The 17,138-nt window shown below is 41.1% G+C and carries 11 protein-coding genes and 1 pseudogene; all 12 read right to left on the reverse strand.

Features of this window, described 5'->3' with window-relative positions; translation table 11 throughout:
- Positions 1-39: 39 nt before the first annotated feature.
- A complete protein-coding gene (ilvC, locus tag O3670_RS05935) occupies positions 40-1,062 on the reverse strand; it encodes a ketol-acid reductoisomerase (protein WP_002885764.1) in 1,023 nt (340 codons plus the stop codon).
- A gap of 76 nt (positions 1,063-1,138) precedes the next feature.
- The gene (gene ilvN, locus O3670_RS05940; protein ID WP_002887025.1) at positions 1,139-1,615 is read right to left on the reverse strand and encodes an acetolactate synthase small subunit; all 477 of its coding nucleotides are present in this window, start codon (positions 1,613-1,615) and stop codon (positions 1,139-1,141) included.
- A complete protein-coding gene (locus O3670_RS05945) occupies positions 1,608-3,308 on the reverse strand; it encodes an acetolactate synthase large subunit (RefSeq protein WP_073686006.1) in 1,701 nt (566 codons plus the stop codon). The genes ilvN and O3670_RS05945 overlap by 8 nt, the downstream gene beginning before the upstream one ends.
- A 133-nt stretch (positions 3,309-3,441) precedes the next feature.
- On the reverse strand, positions 3,442-5,163 hold the full coding sequence (gene ilvD, locus O3670_RS05950; RefSeq protein ID WP_073686007.1) for a dihydroxy-acid dehydratase: 1,722 nt from the start codon (positions 5,161-5,163) through the stop codon (positions 3,442-3,444).
- A 168-nt stretch (positions 5,164-5,331) separates the two neighbouring features.
- Positions 5,332-6,999 (reverse strand): fatty acid kinase ATP-binding subunit FakA, encoded by a 1,668-nt coding sequence (gene fakA / locus O3670_RS05955; protein ID WP_014635125.1) that lies wholly within the window; start codon positions 6,997-6,999, stop codon positions 5,332-5,334.
- Positions 6,999-7,364 carry an Asp23/Gls24 family envelope stress response protein gene (locus O3670_RS05960; RefSeq protein ID WP_002885694.1) on the reverse strand — a complete coding sequence of 122 codons (366 nt, stop codon included), beginning with the start codon at positions 7,362-7,364 and terminating at the stop codon, positions 6,999-7,001. Before O3670_RS05960 ends, fakA begins: the two co-directional genes overlap by 1 nt.
- Before the next feature lie 111 nt (positions 7,365-7,475).
- On the reverse strand, positions 7,476-8,762 hold the full coding sequence (locus tag O3670_RS05965) for an MATE family efflux transporter (RefSeq protein WP_371595896.1): 1,287 nt from the start codon (positions 8,760-8,762) through the stop codon (positions 7,476-7,478).
- Positions 8,763-8,822: 60 nt separating this feature from the next.
- The gene (gene thrC, locus O3670_RS05970) at positions 8,823-10,307 is read right to left on the reverse strand and encodes a threonine synthase (protein ID WP_195918088.1); all 1,485 of its coding nucleotides are present in this window, start codon (positions 10,305-10,307) and stop codon (positions 8,823-8,825) included.
- Between the two features lie 159 nt (positions 10,308-10,466).
- A complete protein-coding gene (locus O3670_RS05975) occupies positions 10,467-11,444 on the reverse strand; it encodes a hypothetical protein (RefSeq protein ID WP_080610986.1) in 978 nt (325 codons plus the stop codon).
- A 29-nt stretch (positions 11,445-11,473) separates the two neighbouring features.
- Positions 11,474-12,316 (reverse strand): hypothetical protein, encoded by an 843-nt coding sequence (locus O3670_RS05980; protein ID WP_107372406.1) that lies wholly within the window; start codon positions 12,314-12,316, stop codon positions 11,474-11,476.
- 160 nt (positions 12,317-12,476) lie between these two features.
- Positions 12,477-15,089 (reverse strand): annotated as a pseudogene (gene adhE / locus O3670_RS05985) (bifunctional acetaldehyde-CoA/alcohol dehydrogenase); the annotation flags it as partial.
- A 115-nt stretch (positions 15,090-15,204) separates the two neighbouring features.
- The gene (locus tag O3670_RS05990; RefSeq protein WP_371595897.1) at positions 15,205-17,100 is read right to left on the reverse strand and encodes a M13 family metallopeptidase; all 1,896 of its coding nucleotides are present in this window, start codon (positions 17,098-17,100) and stop codon (positions 15,205-15,207) included.
- Positions 17,101-17,138: the final 38 nt, after the last annotated feature.

Consider the following 17,138-nt stretch of genomic DNA (forward strand, 5'->3'; position numbering starts at 1 on the left):
AAAAAAACCAGCACTAGGCTGGTTTTCGAGACTATCACATTAGTTATAGATTTTGAATGCGTCGTCGTCGTTTTGACCAACGAATGGCATTGCTTTACGCAATTCAGCACCAACTTTTTCGATTTCAAGGTTAGCAGCTTCTTCACGGTAAGCAGTAAGTTTTGGACGTCCAGCCTTGTAGTCGTTAACGAAGTCGTTAGCGAATTTACCGTTTTGGATGTCAGCAAGAACTGCTTTCATATTTTCTTTCACTTGTTCAGTGATAACACGTGGACCTGATACGTAGTCACCGAATTCAGCAGTGTTTGAAATTGATTGACGCATTTTCTTGAATCCACCTTCGTAGATCAAGTCAACGATCAATTTCATTTCGTGAAGCACTTCAAAGTAAGCCAATTCTGGAGCATATCCAGCTTCAGTCAAGACTTCAAAACCAGCTTCGATAAGGGCAGTCAAACCACCACAAAGAACTGCTTGTTCACCAAACAAATCTTCTTCAGTTTCTTCTTTGTATGTTGTTTCAAGAAGACCAACACGTGCTGCACCAACACCTTTACACCAGTCCATAGCGATGTCTTTAGCGTTACCTGTAGCATCTTGGTATACTGCGTAAAGTGCAGGAACACCAAAACCTTCTTCAAATGTACGACGTACCAAGTGACCAGGTCCTTTAGGAGCACACATGAAGACATCAACATCTTTAGGAACTTTGATGAATTCGAAGTGGATGTTAAATCCGTGTGCGAAACCAACAGCATTACCAGCTTCAAGGTTTGGAGCAATTTCTGCTTCGTAAAGTTCTTGTTGGATTTCGTCTGGAGCCAAGATCATGATAACATCAGCCAATTTAGTTGCTTCTGCTACTGTGTAAGTATCAAAACCATCTTCCTTAGCTTTATCAAATGATTTACCTGGACGAACACCGATGATCACATCGTGACCTGTATCACGCAAGTTTTGTGCATGCGCATGACCTTGTGAACCGTAACCGATAACGGCGATTTTTTTACCGTCAAGTGCTGCTACTTTTACGTCTTTTTCATATTCCATTTGAACTGCCATAGTAATATGTCTCTTTTCTAAAAAAAATAATTTATTGCCTTTTTAAGGCTGGGTTAACAAATTTAAGTTGGATTTTTTAATCACGGGTAAATCCAGTAGCACCCGTACGAGCGATATTCTTGATTCCGTAAGGACGAATAACTCGTAGAAGCGCCTCGCTCTTTTCAGCATCACCAGTCATCTGGATAGTGATAGAGCTTGGTGCCACATCAACCACCGAAGCACGGAAAGGTTGAATAATCGCCAAGATTTCAGCACGTTTAGAGGTTGGTGCTGATACCTTAACTAGGATAACTTCACGTTCCAAGTGTGGCTGATCCGTGATATCACGGATGCGAATCACATCAATCTGACGATTAAGCTGTTTGATGATTTGTTCCACTTCATTTTGAGAATTCACATCAATAATAATCGTAATACGTGAAACGTTAGGATCCTCAGAAGCCCCTACAGAGATACTTTCAATGTTAACTTGACGTCGTGAAAGAACACCTGTGAAGCGGTTAAGGACACCTGAACGGTTCTGAAGTTTAGCTGTTAACATTCTACGCATTGAACTTCACCCCCAACATTTCGTGATTACTCTTACCAGCCGGAACGATTGGCAAGACATGCTCTTTACGAGAGATATCCACCTCGATGAACATTGGCACGTCTTCCTTGATAACTTCCAAATCCTGATCAATTGTCTCTGGATTATCAAACTTATAAGACTTAATGCCGTAAGCTTGAGCCATCAATTGGAAATCTGGAAGGGTATCAAAGACAGACTCTGATGTACGCCCTTCGTAGAAGGACTCTTGCCATTGACGTACCATACCAAGTGAGTGGTTATTCAACATAACAACCTTGATTGGCACCTTGTAAATATTTAAGATAGCCAATTCTTGATTCGTCATTTGGAAACCACCATCACCAACAAAGAGGATAACTTCTTTATCAGGATTAGCAATTTTAGCACCAATTGCTGCTGGGACACCGAATCCCATTGTTCCAAGACCACCTGAGGTCACCAATTGACGCTCATTTTGGTATGGATAATACTGAGCTGTCCACATTTGATGTTGACCAACGTCAGTAACAACAACCGCGTCACCCTTAGTCAATTCACCGATACGCTCGATAACTGCCTGAGGCTGTACCATACGTTCTTTCTTATCGTAAGAACGTACACGCTCTTTGTCTTTTGTAACTTTTTCAATCCATTTTTCAGTGTTATTCTTAACCACTGGTTCTGCTAAGAGCATTTCAAGAGCTTGCTTGGCATCACCAACAACTGGAAGGTCCACTGCAATAATTTTACCAATCTCAGCTGGATCTACATCAATATGGACAACCTTGGCATTCTTAGCAAATGTTTTAGGATTACCTGTCAAACGGTCATCAAAACGACAACCAATAGCAATCATAAAGTCAGCATCGGTCATAGCAATGTTAGCTGCATATGAACCGTGCATACCACCCATACCCAAGAAGAGGGGATGACTAGTAGCAATTGTCCCTTGTCCTAAAAGACTTGTAACAACTGGGATTTGGTAGCGTTCTGCAAAAGCAACTAGCTCCTTAGCAGATTCAGAATAAGACACCCCACCTCCAGCTACAATAACCGGCTTTTTAGCTTTACCCAACTGCTTCAAGATTTTCTTGATTTGCATTTCGTTTGGTCTTAGCGTCGGTTGGTAACTTGGAAGATTAATTTCAGGATTGTTGATGAAGGCTGTTTCCTTAGCTACGACATCTTTAGGGAGGTCGATAACAACTGGACCAGGTCGGCCAGTTGTTGCAATATGAACCGCTTCCCTAATAATACGAGGAATATCAGCTGTATCGCGAATCTGATAATTGTATTTTGTAATCGGCATGGTAATTCCGACAATGTCAGCCTCTTGGAAGGCATCCTTACCAATACCTGGTGTTGCGACCTGACCAGTAAAGACTAGGAGAGGTACGCTATCACTCATAGCATCTGCAATCCCTGTAATAGCATTAGTGGCACCAGGACCACTCGTTACAAGAGCAACACCGAGTTTACCAGTTGATTTGGCATAACCTTCAGCTTCGTGCAGACTTCCTTGCTCATGACGAGATAAGATATGATTAATCTTGTCATTTTTGTAAATAGCATCATACAAAGGAAGAACCGCTCCGCCAGGATATCCAAAGATAGTTGAAATCCCAAGTTCAAGAAGTGTATCTAGAATTAAATCAGCACCAGAGCGTGCTTCTTCAAGTTCAATTTTCTTCACATGGACCTCCTTTAGTAGTTGTTTTTTTCGAATTGTCTAAAAATTCAAAACCTTGTATACTATGATAACATTTTTAACCAAATTTGCAAGGGTTTCGGAGAAAAATATCACAAACTCTTCGGAAAGAATGTTCTTAGTTTTTTTCTTGTGCTTGACGTTCTGCTTTACGTTCTTCGAATTCTTCGTCACTCATCAAAGTCCCGCCGACATTGGCTGATTTAGCAAAGGCTGTATAGCGACGCAACCAACCACTTGAAATTTTTGATTTGAAAGGTTTCAAATGTTTACGACGTTCTTCAAGAGTTCCATCATCGACAAGCAGATCAAGGGTACGATTTGGTAGGTCAATCACGATTTCATCGCCATCTTCGATTAGGGCGATATTACCACCTTCTGCTGCTTCTGGAGAAACGTGACCAATAGCAATACCACGAGTAGCTCCTGAGAAACGACCATCCGTAATCAGTGCCACATCCTTACCTAGACCGCGTCCGACAATCTTAGAAGTTGGTGCCAACATTTCTGGCATACCGGGTCCACCCTGAGGACCTTCGTAACGAATGACAACGACATGGCCCTTCTTAACTGTTCCATTATCAATCAACTCAAGGGCCTGATCTTGTGAATCACAACAAATAGCTTTACCACGGAAAGTTTTAACAGACGGATCTACACCACCGACCTTGATAACCGCTCCATCCTGAGCAATATTTCCGTAAAGGATAGACAAACCACCAACTGGTGAGATAGGATGCTCAATTGGATGGATAATTTCTTCATTTTTGATTTCAGCACCAGCTACGTTTTCTTTCAAAGTCTTACCAGTAACTGTAATACGATCACCCTTAATGGCTCCTTTTTTAATCAACTGATTAATAATGGCTGGAACACCACCAGCTTCATGGACATCATGCATAGTGTAAACACTTGAAGGTGCAATTTTAGAGAGATAAGGTGTCTTCTTGGCAATCTCGTTAATGTCTTTAAGATCATAGTCAATACCGGCCTCACGCGCAATAGCAAGCGTATGAAGAACAGTATTGGTTGAACCACCCATGGCCATATCTAAAGCAAACGCATCATCGATGGCTTCTTTGGTCACAATATCACGTGGGCGAACATTATTTTTGATGTTATCCATCAATTTTGTGGCTGCTTGACGAACCAATTCACGGCGTTCATCTGAAACGGCTAGGATAGTACCGTTACCTGGAAGGGCAAGGCCCAAAACTTCCATCAAACAGTTCATTGAGTTAGCGGTAAACATTCCTGAGCATGAACCACAAGTTGGACAAGCATTTTTCTCCAAATAATCGAGCTCTTCCTTGCTCATATCTCCAGCCTGATAGGTACCTACAGCTTCAAACAAACTTGATAGCGTCGCTTGGTGACCAGTCATGTCAACGCCACCCTTCATAGGGCCACCAGAACAAAATACTGCTGGCACATTAGTACGCATGGCCGCCAAAATCATCCCTGGTGTAATCTTATCACAGTTAGGAATGTAGAAAACCCCGTCAAACCAGTGGGCATTAATAACTGTTTCTGCAGAATCGGCAATCAATTCACGAGATGGAAGACTGTAACGCATCCCAATATGCCCCATGGCAATCCCATCATCCACACCAATGGTATTAAACTCAAAAGGAATACCGCCAGCCTCACGGATAGCTTCCTTGGCAATATCTGCTAATTCACGCAAGTGAACATGCCCTGGAACAATATCAATATAAGAGTTACAAATAGCAATGAAGGGCTTTTGCATGTCATTGGCAGATTTAACTTGCCCAGTCGCATACAAAAGTCCACGTGCTGGTGCCTTATCAACACCAACTTTGATCATATCACTTCTCATGATGTTACCTTCAATCTATAAAATTTCTTACAACATATGTTACCACTTTGGAAAGTAATGTCAAGGAATTTTCAGAATATTTTTGTAATTCCAAAAAGATATCCCTGCTATATCAAAACTGACAAAACAAAAAGGAAGCCCTAAGACTTCCTAAATGATTATTCAAAATTATTCAACACTGAAGAGGTATGGATAAACTGGTTGGTCTCCTTGGAAGATTTCAACTTCGATATCTTCGTGAGCCTCTTCCAATTTTTCCGCAAGTGCTTGAGCTTGTTCTTGATTACCTTCTTCGCCGACGTAAATCATAACAATTTCACTGTCTTCGTCAATCATCTTGTCAAAGGTGTCAAGAAGGGCTTGGTCCATATCTGGTGTAGACACAAGAATCTTACCATCCACCATACCAAGGATATCATTTTCATGAATCTCAAGACCATCAATAGTTGTATCACGTACCGCCAATGTCACGCTACCACTTGTTACATCTGAAAGACTAGCTGTCATAGCTTCAACATTAGCTTCGATACTTTGGCTAGGATCAAAAGCGAGCAAACTTGTAAATCCTTGTGGAACTGTACGTGTTTCAACAACAGCCGCATTGACATCTACTACTTCAGCAGCTGATTGCGCTGCCATAAAGATGTTTTTATTGTTTGGCAAGATGATTACATTCTTAGCATTGACCTGTTCAATAGCCTTAACAATATCTTCTGTTGATGGGTTCATTGTTTGACCACCTGAAATCACATAGTCAACACCTTGTGATTTGAAGATATCTGCAAGTCCATCTCCAGCAACAACTGCAATAAGGGCAAAGTCTTTAGGAGCAGAAGGTGCAGCTTGGATAGCTTCTTCTTTTTGAACTTGTGCATCGTGTTGGTTACGCATGTTGTCAACCTTAACTTTAACAAGAGCCCCATATTTAAGACCTTCTTGCATGACAAGACCTGGATCCTCTGTATGGACGTGAACTTTTACAATTTCATCGTCGTTAACCACAAGAAGAGAATCCCCAAGGTTACTCAAGTAATTTTGGAACTCTTCATAGTCAAAGTCTTTCACATAAGTCGGACCTTGTTTGAGACCAATCATGATTTCCGTACAGTAACCGAAGGTAATGTCTTCTGTTGCAACATGACCAGCAACTGACTTATGGTGTTCTGCATTAATCATCTCTGTCATCGTAGCAGGTGTCGCTTGGAAGTCCTCTGAAGCGATATACTCACCTGTGAGGGCTGACAAGAAACCTTCATAAATGAAGACCAAACCTTGACCACCTGAGTCTACCACACCAACTTCTTTCAAAACTGGAAGCATCTCTGGTGTCTTAGCCAAAGCAGCTTTAGCTCCATCGAGAGCTGCACGCATAACCTCAACAGCATCATTTGTAGATTCAGCTTTCTTAATCGCTGCTGAAGCTGCACCACGTGATACTGTAAGGATTGTTCCTTCGACAGGTTTCATAACTGCTTTATAAGCAACTTCAACACCTGCTTGGAAGGCATGAGCTAAATCTTGGCCGTCAAGTTCCGTTTTATCCTTGATACTTTGACCAAATCCACGGAACAATTGTGATGTGATAACACCCGAGTTACCACGGGCACCCATCAAAAGACCTTTAGATAAAATCTGACCAACTTCACCAACTGTTGAAGCTGATTGATCTGCGACAGCTTTGGCTCCGTTATCCATAGTCATTCCCATGTTTGTTCCAGTATCTCCATCTGGTACTGGGAAGACATTGAGTGAATTCACATATTCTGCTTGCTTACCTAAACGTGTTGCTGCCGCTTGGACCATCTCCTGAAGCAAGCTTGTTGTAATTTTAGACACTAGTTTTCTCCTACGACTTTAATATTTTGAACGTAAACATTTACTGTTTCAGCCTTGATACCGAGTTGATTCTCAAGATTAAATTTCACACGTTCTTGAATATTTTTTGAAACCTCACTAATCTTAACACCGTAACTCATAACAGTGTAAACATCCACAGTGATACCTGCATCAGTAGATTTCACGACAACTCCTTTTGCGTAGTTTTCCTTTCCAAGAAGTGCTTGAAAATTATCTCGGATAGCACTCTTACTTGCCATACCGACAACGCCAAAAATTTCTGTTGCTGAACCGCCAACTACTGTTGCGATGACATCATCTGACAATTCGATTTGACCATCTTTTGTATTGATTTTTACAGTCATAATTACTACCTCAAAAAGTTTTTATCAGCTTATTTTACCATATTCGAGCTTACTTGTAAAAAATAAGAAGAAGATACCCTTTGAATAAGAGTATCTCCTCAATATTTATCGTTAAAACTTTCTCTTTATGAGATAACGACGGTACATCACATAGAGGAAGACCGCACGCCATACATTATCAACAACGGTTGCAATCCAAACACCCGCAAGACCCATTCCCAGACTCACCCCAAGGAAATATCCTGAGAAAATTCGGATAATCCACATCCCAATAGTTGTTGCATAGAAAGGCATCTTAGCCTTACCAAGACCTTGCCAAACTGCTGTGTAGACTAGAGTCCCCGAGGTCACAGGATTCCCAAGGAAAGAATAAAGAATAACTACCTGGCTAGCCGCAATAGCTGCTTTATTATCTGTAAAGAGACCTGATAATCCTTGGCCAAAGAGCAAGATACTCCCTGAAACCAGAACCATCAAGAAGGTGGAAATCCAATAAGACTCTTGTATAATACGCTTCATCTGCGTCTTATCCCCTCGACCCAGACTATTGGCAACCAAGATAACCGTAGCCGTTGCGACTCCCATACCAGGCATATAGTTAAACTGAGTGAGGTTTTCACCAATGGCGTTACCACCGACAACGGCTGTACCAAAGGTAACAATAATAGCCACGATGACCACATCTCCAGCACGCATCATCAGTCGTTCACCTGCTGCTGGCAGTGCAATCCCCAACAACTCTCTATTAAAAGGTTTGGTAATTTCAAGCTGCTTCACATCTAGTTTCATCGCTTGCCAGAGTATCACTGTCCCAACCAGACGAGAGAAAACCGTAGCTGTAGCTACCCCAATAATCCCCCAATGTCCCACAAAGATGGCTAAAGAAGATAAAATAGCATTAAGAACATTGGTCAAAAGACTGACGACCATGGAAATACGAGGCCGTCCCTTGGCCCGTAGGATGTTACCAAAAGTAGTCATCAAGGCTAAGAAGACCACTCCTCCACCGACAAGAGCAAGGTAGAGACTACCAGCCTGAGTCACAGATTGCTCAGTACCTAAAAGATTAAGAATGGCCCCACCACCAAAAATGGAAAGTAGACCAAGGATGAGACTAAGAGCAAGGGTAATAATAATAGCATCCCAAGTGTCTCGGTTAGTCGCTTTAACATCACCTTTTCCTAAACTTCTGGCAATGACACTGGCACTTGAGGCTCCTAGAGCAATAAAGATAGCTTGGTAAATCGTAATGATATTATTGGCTACGGAAACCCCCGATATAGCGACAATACCAACCTGGGCCACTAGGTAAGAATCGACAACCCCCATCAACATTTGTAGAAGGTTTTCGGCCATAGCAGGCAAGGCTATGTTTAGAATTTTCTTTGTTTCTGTCATAATATTCTCTTCTATATTGATAAAAATAGGGCTGATTTCTCAGCTCCTATTTTTTTATTCTTATACACCAAGATAGCTTTCAACTGCTTTTTGCATATCAGCTGCCGCAACAACTGTTTTATGGCGAACTTCCGCATGTTCAAGTCCATCTACAGCAGCTGGGATAGCTACACCTGAAAGTTGGTGCAAATCTTCTACTGCTTTGAAATCATCCCCACTGTCTTTACCAGTGACAGCTGAAATAGCAACACGTGGGAATTTATATGGGCTAGCTGTTGAAGCGATAACTGTAGGGGTGTGGTCATCTGTCTTTTGAACATATGCCTCGTAAACAGCTGAGGCAACCGCTGTATGAGGATCTTCGATATACTTGTTTTCATCATAGACACGTTTAATTTCAGCAGCTGTTTCATCCTCAGTTGCAAAACCTGCTGCAAACAAATCAAGAATATCTTTATCTGCACCAGCCAAAGTATACTCGCCCTTAGTCACAAGTGCATCCATGAGCTCTTTAGTCTTAGCAGCATCATTACCAAGAAGGTGGAAAATCAAACGTTCCAAGTTAGAAGATACCAAGATATCCATAGAAGGACTTGTCGTTACCTTGAAGTCACGTTTCTTGTCATAAGTACCCGTTGCGAAGAAGTCTGTGAGGACGTTATTTTCATTAGAAGCACAGATTAATTTGCCAACAGGAACACCAATCTGACGTGCATAATAAGCCGCTAAGATATTACCAAAGTTTCCTGTTGGTACTGTGAAGTTAACCTTATCTCCGTTTTGGATATGACCTGCCTTAACCAACTGCGCATAGGCATATACATAGTAAACCACTTGTGGTACCAAACGACCGACGTTCATTGAGTTAGCTGATGAGAATTGCGTATGATGAGCCAACAATTTCTCACGCAAGTCAACATCATTAAACATACGTTTCACATCGGTTTGGGCATCATCAAAGTTACCATCAATGGCAATAACGTGAGTGTTAGCTCCTGTTTGAGTGGTCATTTGCAATTCTTGGATTTTTGAAACACCGTCTCTTGGATAAAAGACAATAATTTCAGTTCCAGGAACATCTGCAAAACCAGCCATAGCAGCCTTACCAGTATCACCTGATGTCGCTGTCAAGATAACAATCTTATTATCAACACCTTGCTTTTTAGCTGATGTTGTTAGCAAGTAAGGCAAGATTGAAAGGGCCATATCTTTGAAAGCGATAGTAGAACCATGGAAAAGTTCAAGGTTGTAGTGGTTCTTAAGTTTAACTACTGGTGCAATAGCAGCTGTATCAAACTTGTCGTCATAAGCATTTGTGATACAGTAATCTAATTCCTCTTCCGTAAAATCATCCAAGAAAGCTGACAAGACCAATTTAGCAACTTCTTGGTAAGAAGCATCTTTCAATTGATCAAAGTCCAAAGCAACCTCAGGTATTGACAATGGTGTGAACAAGCCACCATCTGTTGCCAAACCTTGAAGAATAGCTTGACTGGCAGTTACTTTATTATTTTCGTCACGTGTTGATTGGTATACAAGTGTCATGGTAAATCCTCTTTTTAGATAGTCTGTGGCTCTATTGTAGCATAATTGTCAGAATATTTCTACACGTATTGTGACTCGTGAGAAAATCATTCGGATATCACCTTATTCTCTTCCCTCAAAGACATGAAAAAATCCGGAATAGCGATTCCGGATGTCATTTTAAAATTTATCTTTGGTGTCATTCTTAGTTGAGAAAGTAATATCTTTTGATTTACCATCACCACTAAGCGTTACTTTCTTGTCTTTTTTAGTCACTTTTAGCTCTTGACCTTTTTTCACATTGAGACCATCGATATCAACATCTTTGTTGACAGAAGTAACAGTCATCTTATGTCCCAAGCGACTAACCTTCCCTTTGAAAAGGGTTGTTGTTGTTTCGCCTGTCTTCGAATCATACTTTTGACCATTATCTTTCGCAGCTTTTTCAAGAGCTTCATCAAGTTCTTTTTCTATGGTTTCCTCGCTATAATAGTTTTCAAAAGAATCTCCATAGAAGGCTTTAAATAAATCTCCAAAGGCTGAGAAGGACTTCTGAACCCTCTCACGATAGTCCTTGATATAGGTTTTCTTATCAAAAGTATAGCTAGCAGTCACCTTCGCATTGCTACCCTTTACTTTCATGGTTACAGCAGTATCTTTAAAGTACTTTTCAAGCTCCTTACTATCCAAGTCTGTCAAACTTTCAGACATGCTTGAGCTATACTCTCTACCTAGAGAACTACTGTACCATTTGCCATCAATATTACCTGTCACATAACGGTAAGTCATAAAGCCACCGATACATAAGAAAACAAGGACTACTGCTGACAAAACTGAGACTAGGATGCGTTTTTTCTTTTTGGGATCCATTGGTTTTTTAGGAGCCAAATTTGCCATAGCTGCTTGTCCTTCTGGAAAAGGAACCGTAGAAGGTGCAGTTGCTGTTACTACTGGTGCCGTTTCAGTTGGTAGAGGACTAGTACTTGTCTCGACGATTTCTGCCTCAACCTTAATAGGTTCAGTAGTAACTGTATCTTCAGTTTTAGCCGGTGCTTCATTAACAAACTCCCCAGCTTTCAAAGCATCCGCCATTTCCTGAACACTCGGCTTACGTCCGTTTACCGTTTCAAAATAGTCCAACCATTCTGCTCTTGTCATTTATCTTCCCCTTTAATTTCCTTTTTTATTTATTTTTTTGTAAAGCTAATGTCACCAAATTCACTGTGTGCCTTAATAGTAAAGCCTCCATTGTTAGGCGTATAATCTAATACATCACCTTTTTTAAAAGCATCTGAATCTCCAGCCTTATCCACAGTGATTGTTTGCTCCCAACGGTTAATATCACCCGTAAAAGCAGTTGTTGTGACACGACCGGTTTTGGCATCGTAGGTATAACTCTTTGGAAGTTCTTTCTTCACTGTCTCATCAAACTGTTTATAGTAGTCTTTTTCTGACAATGAATAACTATCAAAAACCTCCGAGAACTCCTCGCCGTACTGACCTTTCAATTCAGTAACTCTACTCTGGTAAGCCTGATAAAGCCCTTTACGATTGTAAACAAAGCTCACTTTTAAGTGAGCCTTATTGTCAGTAATACTTATTACTGTATTGATATCGGTGATAAGATCTTGACCTTGTGGTAAAGCATTACTAACTTTATTCTTAGTATTAGCAGTATCTTTCAGAGTGGCTAACATTTTCTCACTAAAGGTTGGGCTTGTCCAATCGCCCTCAATGCTTGCGGCTCGATAACGGTATCCCATCACGAGACAAACAATCAAAAGTATGGTGAGTATCGCTGCAATCACACCTGATACCATCCCCACAATATTCTTTGAGGTTACTGGCTCCTTTGATTCTTTTACTTGTTGACTAGGATTGAATTGAACACTCACCATCCTATCAGCATTAAACTCTTTAAACTTATTAGTCGCTCTATTTCCTGCTGCAGAAGCCACTGGTGGCTTCAATTCACGAGACTTGAGAGGATGTGATGTTTCACCCAAACTAAGTCCTTCTTCTTTTGTCATAGGAATCTCCTTATCTCGCTGTAAGGTTATTATAACAATTCTTAAAGCGTTTTTCTATCTTATTCGGGAAAGTACTTTATTTTTAATTTGGATAAACACTCTAATATAGAAGGTTTCTAGCAAAAAAAGTAGCCCCTATAGAGCTACTTTAGTCTATCGCTTATCCTTTATAATCAAAGGCAATTTCGATGATTTCTTTCAATTCTGAAATAAGTGGTTCTTTCGGATTAGCTGTTGTACATTGGTCTTCATAAGCATGTTCGGCCAAAGTATAGGCAGTGTCTTGAAGAAGTTTCTTAGTAACACCTTGTCCCTTCCAGTTCATGGCAATACCAACGGCAATACCCAATTCGTATACTTTTTGTGCCAAAACTTCAACCAATTCAGCATCTGATTGCTTGTCAGTACCCCATCCCATGAAACGAGCGATATCTGCGTAATCTTTGTCTGCACGGAAGTAGTCATATTTAGGGAACATAGCGTGTTTTTGAGGATCACGACCGTTGTAACGGATAACGTGAGGCATCAAAATCGCATTAGTACGTCCGTGTGGAATGTCAAACATAGGACCAACCTTATGAGCTAGTGAGTGGTTGATACCAAGGAAAGCATTGGCGAAGGCCATACCAGCCATTGTTGACGCATTATGCATCTTTTCACGTGATTCTTCATCACCAAAGCGGTAAGAATGTTCAAGATTTTCAAACACAAGTTTAATCGCTTGAAGTGAAAGCCCACGTGTATAGTCGCTAGCCATGACTGATACATAAGATTCAATGGCGTGAGTCAAAACGTCCATACCTGTATCTGCTGTAACGCTGGCAGGTACACTCATAACCAAAGCAGGGTCAACGATAGCAATGTCCGGAGTCAAAGCATAATCTGCTAATGGGTACTTGATATGAGTTTCACTATCAGTGATAACCGCAAATGACGTTACTTCTGAACCTGTCCCTGAAGTTGTTGGGATACAGATGAATTGTGTCTTCTGAGCGTAAGGAATCTTGTAAGTACGTTTACGGATATCCAAGAATTTTTGTTTAGCACCGAAGAAGCTTACATCTGGGTGTTCAAAGAACATCCACATAGCCTTAGCAGCGTCCATTGCAGAACCACCACCAAGAGCGATGATTACATCTGGTTGAAAATCTACAAAGCGTTCCAAACCTTTATAAACGGTATTAGTAGATGGGTTTGGCTCAACATCTGAGAAAACATCTACTGCCGGTCTGTGGCGGTTAAGTTCCAATTGGCGTTTAACCAAGTCTGCATAACCAAACTGAACCATACCAGGGTCACAAACCAACATCACGCGCTCAGCTTCAGTGTGACGCAAGTAAGTTATTGAATCTTTTTCGAAGAAGATTTTTGGTGGGACGCGAAACCATTGCATGTTATTGCGACGCTTTGACAATGTTTTGACATTCAAGAGATCGAATGAGCTAACATTGTGTGACACTGAGTTATGACCATGTGAACCACAACCAAGAGTCAATGATGGAATCATGTTGTTGTAGATATTACCGATACCACCTTCAGCTGATGGGCTATTTACCAAGACACGGCAGGCTTTCATGCGGATACCATATTGGAGTTGGAGCTCTTCATTTTCAGTGTGGATAACAGCTGTGTGTCCAAGACCACCCAAATTGAGCATACCTTCTGCTTTTTTGAAACCATCTTCAACGCCGTCAGATTTGATAAGAGCAAGTACTGGAGACAATTTTTCCAAGGCAAGTGGGTGTTCCATTGTTGCATCTGGAATTTCTGCCAAAAGCAATTTTGTACCTGCAGGAACTTTAAGACCAGCTTTTTCAGCAATTTCAATAGCTGAGTGACCTACAATGGCACCATTTACAGCTGTACGAGCTTCATTAAGAATAACTTTTTCCAATTTAGCAATGTCAGCTTTTTTAGAAATGATGACACATTGATGTGCTTCAAATTCAGCCTTAACTTCGTCATAGATAGCTGCATCAACGATAGCTGCTTGTTCAGAAGCACAAATCATACCATTATCAAAAGTTTTTGAAACGATGATATCGTTGACAGCACGTTTAACCTTAGCATCAGCAGCAATATAAGATGGGACGTTTCCGGCTCCTACACCAAGCGCTGGTTTACCAGTTGAATAAGCAGCCTTAACCATACCAGGTCCACCAGTCGCAAGTACTGTAGCAATCTTAGGATGGTTCATCAAAAGACCAGTTGCCTCGATAGATGGCTCTTCAATCCACTGGATGCAGTCCTTAGGTGCACCTGCTTCGATAGCTGCATCACGAACAATACGAGCAGCCTCTGCAGATGATTTTTGAGCTGATGGGTGGAAGGCAAAAATGATAGAGTTACGTGTCTTAAGAGCAATAAGTGCTTTGAAAATGGTTGTTGAAGTTGGGTTAGTTGTTGGTGTAACCCCACAGATAACACCGACTGGCTCAGCAATAGAAATCAAGCCTTGTTCTTTATCTTCAGCAATAACGCCTACAGTTTTATCATATTTAATACTATTCCAAATGTATTCAGAAGCATACATGTTCTTGATGGCTTTATCTTCATAAATACCGCGCCCTGTTTCATCAACGGCCAATTTTGCCAAATACATGTGTTTATCTAGGGCAGCAATCGCAGCTTGGTGAACAATATGGTCCACTTGCTCCTGCGTAAAGTTAGCCATAGCATCAAGGGCTTCAACACCCTTTGTTGCCAATTCATCAATTACTGTTTGAACATCTTTAGTTTGTTTAGTCATATGAAACTCCTTTGAATACTTGTTAAAAACTTCACAAGCTTTAACACAAGTATATTATAGCGTTTTCTAGTCGTTATGTAAACCCTTACAACGACAAAAATAAAGAAATCCATCCATTTTTGGACAGATTTCATCATTATTACCAAATAATCACACGATCTTCTGGGGCACGCCACATGCCGTCGCCTTCTTTGACGTCAAATTCCTTGTGGAATTCGTCGAAGTTGCTCACGATAACATTGGTGCGCCATTTAGCTGGAGCATGCACATCCACGCTAGCTAACATTTGCATGTATTCTTCACGTGCTTTCATACGCCAGATTGTCGCAAAATTAACAAAGAACTCACGAACTGAAAAATCTTTATCTCGTTTAGCGGCCTCTAAGGCACAGGCTACACCACCGAGGTCAGCAACATTCTCAGAAACAGTCAATTTACCATTGACCTTGGCACCATAAGAATCCAAGCCCTCAAACTGATCAACAATCTTGTCAGTACGTTCCTTAAAGGCTGCATAGTCCTCTTCAGTCCACCAATTCTTAAGACTACCGTTCTCATCAAAGGAAGCACCGTTTGTGTCAAAGGCATGGGAAATCTCATGAGCAATGACAGCGCCAATACCACCGTAGTTGGCTGATGACGATTGGTGAAGGTCATAGAAAGGTGCTTGAAGGATAGCTGCTGGAAAAACAATTTGGTTCTGCTGTGGATCATAGTAAGCATTAACCATGTGGGCAGGCATATGCCACTCACTACGATCAACAGGTTGATTCCACTTGCTCCAACTATGTGCAACTGAAATTTCGACTAACTTCTGTGCATTCTCAACAAGTGACAAGTTCTCATCAATAATCTTCTTATCATATGTCTCAGGTAGTTTTTCTGGATAACCGATATGAGGTGTGATGACATTGAGTTTCGTAATAGCCTTTTCACGTGTCTCAGGAGCCAACCAATCTGCTGTTTGAAGGCGTGATTTATAAACATCAATCATGGTTGCCACTTTGGCTTCAACGTCTGCTTTTGCTTCTGGTGAGAATTTTTCACCTGCATACCATAGTCCTAGAGCTTGATTGTAAGGGCCTTGTGCCAAATAGAAGGCAGCCTTTTTCTTTTCCATGGCTTGTGGTGTTCCTGAAAGCGCACGACCATATTTTCCAGCCAAGACACGAAGCTCGTCTGTCAAATAGGCATTCCAAATTGTCGTAGCATCGATAAGTAGGCTCGCCTTAAGTAGCTCCCAATTATCTTCTGAATAGTATTCCGCCGCAAATTCTGTCCAGAAGCGCTCTTGAGGAACTATAACCTTATCAGGTACTTGACCCAAGATTTCTGTGAAGATGTTATCAAGTGGGAGTTCTGGTGCTAGCTTGGTAAAATCTGCCCAATCATATGGGTGGTAGAGCTCTACATACTCTGAAGATTCTTCGCGCGAAAGGACATACTTGGCCAACTTAGCATCAAGGGCGATAACCTTATCCAAGATATCTTTGATTTCCTCAGCTGTAAAGCCATATTTTTCCAAGAGTTCTTCTTGCGTCTCACGCCAAATTTCTAAAAGCTCCTTACCCTTCTCATTATCCTCCGTATAATAGGTCGTATCAGGCAAAATAATACCTGGTGCGTCAGCCCAGAGAACATTTAATTGAGCATTCATAAAATCCGGAGACACACCGAAAGGAAACTCATTAGGTTTACCGGCCATCTCGTAGTCAGCAATTTTCGAAGCAAATTCTGAAAATGACGAGAGTTGCTTGTATTCTTCAATCAAAGGCTTAACAGGCTCGATACCCACTGCCTCACGTTTGTCAAAGTCCGCAGCCATACGGTGAAACTTAATAAAATTTTGTAGAATGGCATTGTCAGGAACATTCTCTCCTGCCAACCATTGATCAGTTGTTTCAAGCATGAGGTCTTCAATTTCATCTGCTAAATCTGAGAAACCACCTGTACGTGGTTTGTCATCTGGAATCACTGCTGTCTTTTCCCACTCACCATTAATCGCATGGTAAAAATCATCTTGTAAGCGTGTCATTACACTTCCTCCATCAACATTAAAAGTGCTTTCATTAT

This window comes from Streptococcus sp. 27098_8_74, from assembly GCF_041431705.1.
In the GTDB taxonomy this organism is placed as follows: Bacteria; Bacillota; Bacilli; order Lactobacillales; family Streptococcaceae; genus Streptococcus; species Streptococcus salivarius_E.

Coding starts and splice junctions, on each gene's coding strand:
- O3670_RS05965 (WP_371595896.1), bottom strand. CDS start 8,762: ATGACAGAAACAAAGAAAATTCTAAACATAGCCTTGCCTGCTATGGCC.
- O3670_RS05980 (WP_107372406.1), bottom strand. CDS start 12,316: ATGACAAAAGAAGAAGGACTTAGTTTGGGTGAAACATCACATCCTCTC.
- O3670_RS05975 (WP_080610986.1), bottom strand. CDS start 11,444: ATGACAAGAGCAGAATGGTTGGACTATTTTGAAACGGTAAACGGACGT.
- ilvN (WP_002887025.1), bottom strand. CDS start 1,615: ATGCGTAGAATGTTAACAGCTAAACTTCAGAACCGTTCAGGTGTCCTT.
- O3670_RS05960 (WP_002885694.1), bottom strand. CDS start 7,364: ATGACTGTAAAAATCAATACAAAAGATGGTCAAATCGAATTGTCAGAT.
- ilvD (WP_073686007.1), bottom strand. CDS start 5,163: ATGAGAAGTGATATGATCAAAGTTGGTGTTGATAAGGCACCAGCACGT.
- ilvC (WP_002885764.1), bottom strand. CDS start 1,062: ATGGCAGTTCAAATGGAATATGAAAAAGACGTAAAAGTAGCAGCACTT.
- O3670_RS05990 (WP_371595897.1), bottom strand. CDS start 17,100: ATGACACGCTTACAAGATGATTTTTACCATGCGATTAATGGTGAGTGG.
- thrC (WP_195918088.1), bottom strand. CDS start 10,307: ATGACACTTGTATACCAATCAACACGTGACGAAAATAATAAAGTAACT.